The organism is Bacillus sp. G1(2015b) (assembly GCF_001482475.1).
In the GTDB taxonomy this organism is placed as follows: Bacteria; Bacillota; Bacilli; order Bacillales; family Bacillaceae; genus Bacillus; species Bacillus safensis.
Genome location: NZ_LKIC01000002.1, coordinates 115805 through 123417 on the forward strand (window position 1 = coordinate 115805; position 7613 = coordinate 123417).

6 protein-coding genes are annotated in these 7613 nt (G+C 43.7%); all 6 read right to left on the reverse strand.

Features of this window, described 5'->3' with window-relative positions:
* Positions 1 to 48: 48 nt before the first annotated feature.
* Positions 49 to 1680, reverse strand: a complete 1632-nt coding sequence (locus tag AMR95_RS02530; RefSeq protein WP_058837495.1) for a M14 family metallopeptidase — start codon at positions 1678 to 1680, stop codon at positions 49 to 51.
* Between the two features lie 176 nt (positions 1681 to 1856).
* Positions 1857 to 3155 (reverse strand): citrate:proton symporter, encoded by a 1299-nt coding sequence (locus AMR95_RS02535; RefSeq protein WP_034283666.1) that lies wholly within the window; start codon positions 3153 to 3155, stop codon positions 1857 to 1859.
* Positions 3156 to 3479: 324 nt separating this feature from the next.
* Positions 3480 to 4457, reverse strand: coding sequence for a tripartite tricarboxylate transporter substrate-binding protein (locus AMR95_RS02540; RefSeq protein ID WP_058837496.1), 978 nt, complete (start codon positions 4455 to 4457; stop codon positions 3480 to 3482).
* Positions 4458 to 4460: 3 nt separating this feature from the next.
* A complete protein-coding gene (locus tag AMR95_RS02545) occupies positions 4461 to 5156 on the reverse strand; it encodes a response regulator (RefSeq protein WP_058837501.1) in 696 nt (231 codons plus the stop codon).
* Between the two features lie 3 nt (positions 5157 to 5159).
* Positions 5160 to 6755, reverse strand: coding sequence for a sensor histidine kinase (locus AMR95_RS02550; protein ID WP_058837497.1), 1596 nt, complete (start codon positions 6753 to 6755; stop codon positions 5160 to 5162).
* A 141-nt stretch (positions 6756 to 6896) separates the two neighbouring features.
* The coding region (locus AMR95_RS02555) for an exosporium glycoprotein BclB-related protein (protein WP_331457610.1) at positions 6897 to 7613 on the reverse strand (717 nt) is incomplete at its 5' end.

Consider the following 7613-nt stretch of genomic DNA (forward strand, 5'->3'; position numbering starts at 1 on the left):
CGGCACGCCCAGTGCCGCTTTTACATTTGATAAAATCTTAGCCCCTTTTTATTGAATGCCTAACGTCTTTTGAGGAAGCACGAAACGATAGACTGGCAGTTCATCACCTGTTTTTGAAGCGATAAACCCTGATGACATATAGCTGTCCTTTGATTCTGGTTCAAGGGCAAGTGACAGCAAATTGGTTTGCGGCTGTGCCGTGACATATACCTTTGTTCCTTTTGGCAGCTGACGTTTCTTGTCAACGAGTTTTGTTTCAAGCTGAATATCTGTTTTGCTCTTTTCCTCTCGTTTTGTCACCTTGTAGGCTTGTACCGGCACCTTCATGCCAACCGGCAATGTGACACTTTTTAACCCTAATGTTCTGAGTTTCCTTTCTACTCCTTCATGCCCCGGAAGAATGAGGTAAGCTGTCGGCCGTTCTCTCGTTAAGACAGGAACAGCATCGCTCGCACTATGAAAACGTACAGGAACATTGGTGGTCTGTCCTTTCTCAATATCAACCATTTCCAGCTTGTCATCAACAGGTGATTTGAAAGCATCTTGAATGACGACTTGATCGTCATCTTTTGGATGAAGCCCTTTTTTCACAAGCTTCAGCCGCTCCGTCACCATTTGCTGCTTCACCTGCTTGGCATGTTTCACCGTGGTCTCAATGATTTTTTCATGGGTGGCTACTTGCGCAGCGACGCGGCGGGAAAAATCCTCTCTCCCAATCCCAATCCCTCTGCTTTCTACAAGAAATGACAGGGCTGGCGAAAGTGCAAGGGCATTTCGGCCAATTCGCGCATCCGTTCCACCTTCATAAATGTCGATCTTGCCATCCTTTCCTCTTGTGTTTGTATAATACGAATCGTTAGAAAACCCTTTATTCGTCAGCGTTTCACGAACTCCATTAACATATAACTCATTTGATGTCAGCCGGATGCTTTCAGGAATGTTTAGATTCTTCCCTGATAGAATAAGCAAATCATGATATTTGAGAGCGCCTGATGAACCGATATCTTCAAACTGCTTTTGACCCACATCGTATTCATGGGCATCAATGACCACTTCTGGCGCATACCGATTAAATTCTTGATGCAGTGCTGTCAATTCTGGAGATTCTAATGTCATATGATCACGGTTTCCATCTAATCCGTTTGCCAGTCTGCGGTCAAACGCATAAGAACCATCAGGATTGATTCTTGGGACAATGATGATATTGACATGATTGAGTATACGCTCTCCTTCTTCACCTGCTAATCGTTTTGCAATGACGAGAGCAGATTCACCAGAGGCTGGTTCATTTCCGTGTATTTGTGCTTGGAGCCAGATTGTTGGCTTTTTTGAAAGTGGAGTAATCGAGCGATCCTTTGTAAAGTACAGGGCCGGAATGGACCTGCCTTCAATGGATGTTCCAATCTGTTTCTGCGTGGCGTAAGGACTTTTGCGGACAATGTCTCGTAAGAAAGTTTGAAGCTCTTCTTGTGTCGTAAATGTTTCTTCTTTTTTCTGAAAGGCAGGGGTATCAAACGTCTCGTCAGGCTCAGGGTATAGCTTTTTCACTGAAGCCGGCTGTTCATAATTCTTTCCGTAATAAGGGGTTTCTGCATGAGCTGAAGCTGGGCTCACCATCGACAAACTGCCTGCCATGAGGCATACAGCAGCAAAAAGAATCGTGCCTTTTCGTTTGGACATGCTATCCTCTCCCTTCGTTGATTTGCATTATAAAGAAAAAAACAGCAAAAGTGTCAGTATTTTTCAAAAATAAATCTTTTGGAGGAACAGGCATCTCTTTGTCTAGGGCAAATGAATGGAGCCTGCCCAGCAATATGACCTAAAAAAAGTGCCTGCTCACAGCAGACACTTTTTATTTACCAGATGGAAATAGCCCCAATGAGAACTGCCATGACAGTCATAGCGACGACTGCCAGCACAGCCCATTTCATCCCAAATTTCTGATGCTGATCCAGTGATACGCCAACAAGTCCAACAAGTAAATGAGTCGATGGAACAAGTGGACTTAACATATGAATCGGCTGACCAATAATAGAGGCTCTGGCAATCTCAATTTTATCGACACCGTAAGCTGCCGCTGTTTCTGATAGGATCGGCAGTACGCCATAAAAGTATGCATCATTCGGCATAAAGAAAGTAAAGATCCCGCTTGTTAATGCGACAATGACTGGAATAAAGCCGCCAAGCTGCTCTGGAATTGCAGATACAATCGAAATCGCCATTTCATCAACCATTTTCGTTCCAGTTAGAATACCTGTAAAAACACCTGCCGCAAAAATCATCGAGGCAATGGCTAAAACGTTTGTGGAGTGAGCCGCAATTCGCTCACGCTGCTGGTCCAAGTTCGGATAGTTCACAATAATTGCCACACAGAAAGCAAGAACAAATAGAACAGTTAAACTGACTTTACCTGATACAAGCAGCAGCACCAATAACAAAGTCAGCGCCAGATTAAACCACCAAAGCTTCGGTCGTTTGATGTCATCTTGCAGTGCAGCTGCCATTTCATTTGCATGAATCGGCTGGTCAAGTTCAATGACACCAAGACGTTTTCTTTCGGCTTTTCCAAGAAAATAAGCAACAATAATCATACTGAGAACCCCTGCACCAATGACTGGAATCATCGGGCCAAATAAAAGTGAAGGATCGACCCCAAGTGCACTCGCCGCTCTAGGTGTGGCTCCTCCCCACGGAATTGTATTCATAATTCCCATGCCAACTCCGGCAATTCCGGCTAAAATAATTGGTCGGATGCCAAGCAGTGTAAATAGTGGAAGCATCGCTGTTGTTGTAATCATATATGTCGTTGTTCCGTCACCATCAAGTGCAACAAGCATCGTCAGGACAGCTGTTCCGACTACGATTTTTAATGGATCGCCTTTAACGATTTTTAAAATTTTCGCCACCATTGGGTCAAATAAACCCGCATCAATCATAATGCCAAAGTACAAAATCGCAAACATGATCATGACCGCTGTCGGTGCTACTTGTTGCACACCTTTGACAATCATGTCTGAAATTTCAGTAAAATGAAAACCTGCGATAAGAGCAAATGCAATCGGTGTTAACACCAATGCCGTTAAAACAGACATACGTTTCGTCATAATCAAAACCATAAATACTATCATCATAAGAAATCCTAAGATTGCTAACATATTGTTCACCCCTTATGTTGTATACGCTTTCATTAATGTGTTGGTATCCCATTTCCAACCCTTTTTGTCATCATATCTGAGGTGAGAATTGAAGTAAATATTATGAATTTTAATTCTTTTTCGGTCGATAAATGCTTTTTGTTCATTTTGTTCAAACATTGGCCTTTTTCATTCCATGAAAAAAACAAAGGGTTTATTTTAGCCCTTTGTCTTCTTGATAGAAGTCTAGGAAAGACGAGTACTGGAGCGAATGTGAGATTCGTGAGCACCGGCACACAGGAATGCGGGCGAATGCAAGGGTTTGTCTACATGCTGGAAGCGGTCTCACTCGACCGCTTGTTCTCCTTGTATCAATTGCTCGTATTGCCTTAATTGATCTTCCATAAAGATCTTTGCCTCTTTGCTGTTCATATAACGACTTGTCCAGCCCTTTTGCTTTAATCGTTTTTTCCATAACCTCGTTTTCGTCATTTTTTGAAGAAGCTGATCCCATTCACGAATGTCATGCTGACTCATTTGTTTAGGGCCCATCACACCGCGCCAATGGGAAAAGATGAGCGGAATGCCCTGCTCTTTCCATGTCGGCACATCTTCAAATCCATCTAAGCGCTCGCTGGTTGTCGTGGCTACGAGCTTCAGCCTCTTTTTTTCATAATCATGACGAACCTCTGTAATAGTAGTCGTTGCTGCATCTACCTCATGGTCGATGAGCGCCTGAAATAAATCATCTGCACTGTCAAATTTCAGAAATTGAATGCGATATGGATCAATCCCTGCCATTTCTGCTGCCCGGGCGAATGAGATTTGATCATCATTTCCAAAGTCAGGGGCAAACCCAATTTTTAAGGAATCTGGTTTTTTCTTGAGTGCGTGTAACAGCTCCTTCCCATTTGCAAAAGGAGAATCCACTGGGACTGCGACGACCTGCCACTCTTCTGCAAGGATTGCCAGCGGTGTCACATCATTCATCGTCACGTTACTGCTGCCAAGCAAGTTACGGCTTAACAATAAGCTTGAATTTAAACTGATATAGTTGGCCTCTCGCTCCATCATGTATGTCCATCCTTTATCCACTGTTCCGCCTCTTTGATAAAGAATGTTCACAGGCCGGTTCACCAGCTTCTCTTGTTCAAGCACTGATTTCATCACCTGAGCCGTTTGGTCAAATCCCCCCTCTGGTACACCCGACACCACAATATATAAGGAGCTTTGCTGCAGGAAAGAATCTCCGGCCTTTTTTTCATTAAAGGTGAGCGTGATACAAAGGCAGAGCACGATAACAAAAAATATTCCTTTTTTCATCTTTTATGACTCCGCTTGTTTGGCAGGATAATATTTACGTTCAGGTCTGCCAATGATTCCGTATGCAAGCTCTGCCCGGCATTCCCCTGTTGTCACAAGGTACTCTACGTACCGTCTCGCAGTTGTACGTGATGCGCCCATCTTTTCCCCGAGTTCTTCTGCTGTAATTCCGCTGTTCTCTGATGCCATCAATGTTTTCACTTTATCCAAGGTCAGTGAATTGATGCCTGTGGGGAGATCTCTGTCATCCCTTTGTTTTGGCTCTTCCTGCATTTGCCCAAAAAACAGATCGATCATCGTTTGATTGACTTCATCCTTTGAATTGATGATGTCTTTCTTTTCTTTATATTCGGTTAAAACTTGTGCAAACTTTTGTGCAGTTACCGGTTTGATTAAATAATGAACCACTCCGTAATGAAGTGCATCTCTTAAAAGCGTCGTTTCCGTTGCAGCCGTGATAATGATCACATCTACTTCAGGACAGCGTTCTCTTAAAAGCGGTAGCAGGTTTGTACCGAGCTCATCAGGCATATAGACATCAAGCAAGATGAGATCAACTTTTTCCCTTTGGAGCGCCTCCCACATATCCTTTGCACTCTTTGCCTTTCCGGCGACCCTAAATCCTTCTATCTTTTGTATATAAGATTCATGAATGGCAGCGATTCGAAAATCATCCTCCGCAATGAGTACCTTAATCACCATCTATTCCCCCTTTGTGCCTTTCGGTATGTATACAGTGAAGATGGCACCGCCTTCTTTTTGGTTCGCAACTTCAATCCAGCCCCCAAGCTCGTCCAATACTTCTTTCACATTCGCAAGCCCGTAGCCTCGTCCTTCTCCCTTTGACGAATGGCCTCTTGTGAAAATCTGTGACAGTTCCTCTTCATTCACTCCATCACCTGAATCTGACACTTCTATGATAATATCAAACCCAATATCTGTGATGAATAGGTCTACCTCGCGCTTCTCCTTATTTAATACAGCTTCAAAAGCATTGTCTACGAGATTGCCAATGATGGTGATAAAGTGAGATAGACTTAAATGAGCTGGGAGCGGCTCTAGTGAGCTATTTTCATCAATGTGGAAATGGACTTTTTTCTCAGATGCTTTCCCTAGCTTGCCAAGTAAGATGGCTTGTATTTTAGGAGATCGAATCTGCTTCATGAGTAAATCGTGCTGTCGGTTTTGCAGATGATATTCTTCTTTAATTAAGTCGATGGCTTCATCGACTTGATTCAGCTCAAGCAGGCCTAAGATGGCATACAGCTTATTTGAGAATTCATGCGTTTGTGCCCTTAGGTCTTCTGAATATTGGCTGACCTCTGTTAATGTATCCAGCAGCTTCGTCAGTTCTGTTTTCTCCCTGAAGCTCACAATCCCTCCGAATACTCGATTGTCCTGCATTACCTTTTTCACATTTAAAACATAGGTTTTATCATTGACGACGGTTTCGATGTTAGGTTCAATCGTCTCTGCCTTTAAATAGAAAAGAAGTTTGGCATTTGGCAAGACTTGATCAATATGAAGGGGCAGTTCTGATGAGACGCGCAGCATATGTTCAGCCGATGTATTCATCATCGTAATCGCGCCTTTCTGGTCAAACGCAATGATTCCTTCTTTTATAGCGAGCAGCATCGCTTCTCTTTCTCGATACAGCGAAGCAATTTCATGCGGCTCAAGCCCTAATGTATCTTTGCGAATACTCTTCGTTAAAAAAATCGCACCGAATATGCCAGGCAAGAGCACTAAAAGGGCAATATAGCTAAGCTTCAATAGCTGATGAGCTGTCGCTTGATCGATTTCCTTTTTTAAAAATTCGACGGTGACTGTCCCAATAATTTCTTCATGCGCTTCTGTTTCTTTCATAATGGGTGCACTGCCTCTGACAACGGTTTCACCATTAGAATCATCAGTTGATATAGAAGTTCCTCCAAATAAGAGGGTACTTCTTCCTTCCGATACACTAATGGTTTTTCCTACGTCCTCATGATTCGTATGAATAAGAACCTTTCCTTTTCGATTGGTAATAAAGATGGCATGTGCTCTTACTTGCTCCTTCATTTGCTCAAGCACTGCCTGTTCTTCATTTTGGGAAGCTGACACCGCCACCGATGCTTTAATGGGCGGCATATATGATATCGTTCTAGCGGTCTGCACCGCCAGCTGTTCAGCTTGTCCCTGCCTTTCCGATGTCTGCAGAAAACCAAAACAAATGGTTAATAATGCAATGACAACAAGCAAAAGCCCGATAATTAACCCCAAAATTTTCGTTTGTAAAGTAACTTTCCTTTTGCCCATCCTCACCGCCACAACCCCTAATTCAGTAGATTCACCCGAATAGACTCTAAGAAAATGATATCATTTTTTCTTACTAAGTTAAGAGAAAATTCTTTCAAACAAAAAAGGACGACTCAGAATCGAGTCATCCCTGTATACCTATTACGTGATCGATAAACCAGCACTCGCATAGCCTGCTACGGTATTCACTAAGGATAGACCTGTAGCTGATGCAGAGAATACAACAAGCAATCGTGTTTCAGGTGTGACTGGTACATTTAGACCAGTCGCAATACCGTTTGAAATAGCACCCAGTGTTAAAACTCCAGTTAAAGCTGGGGCTAATGTGACACTCGCTACTTGTGTAAAGCTGTTATTTGGTGTCGGTGAAGCGAACAGACTAGCCGTTACGGTAACACTCGTGCCAACTAAAGAAAGAGCTGCTGTTGTGCTGAAATAGCCGGCAAATGACGTGATTGTTCCAGCTCTCGGAACTGAGAACGCCATGTTGATTAATGTACCCGCAGCGCCTGTTAAATCAATAACTCCGCCTACAATACTGACACCTGTCGCTGAGTTACCAAATCCGATCAAACTGGATGTTCCAACAAGTCCGCCTGCAATTGTTGTCAGGACAGCAGGTGTACCTGAAGCAAATGGAATGATCGCACTCGATCCTGTCACACCTGTTGGACCTGTTGCTCCGGTCGCTCCGGTACCTGTGACGCCGGTGGCTCCGGTTACTCCTGTTGCACCTGTTAAACCTGTGGCACCAGTGGCTCCGGTTGCTCCCGTTGCTCCTGTTGCTCCGGTTACCCCAGTTGCACCTGTTAAACCCGTGGCGCCAGTGGCTCCGGTCGCTCCTGTTACTCCTGTGAC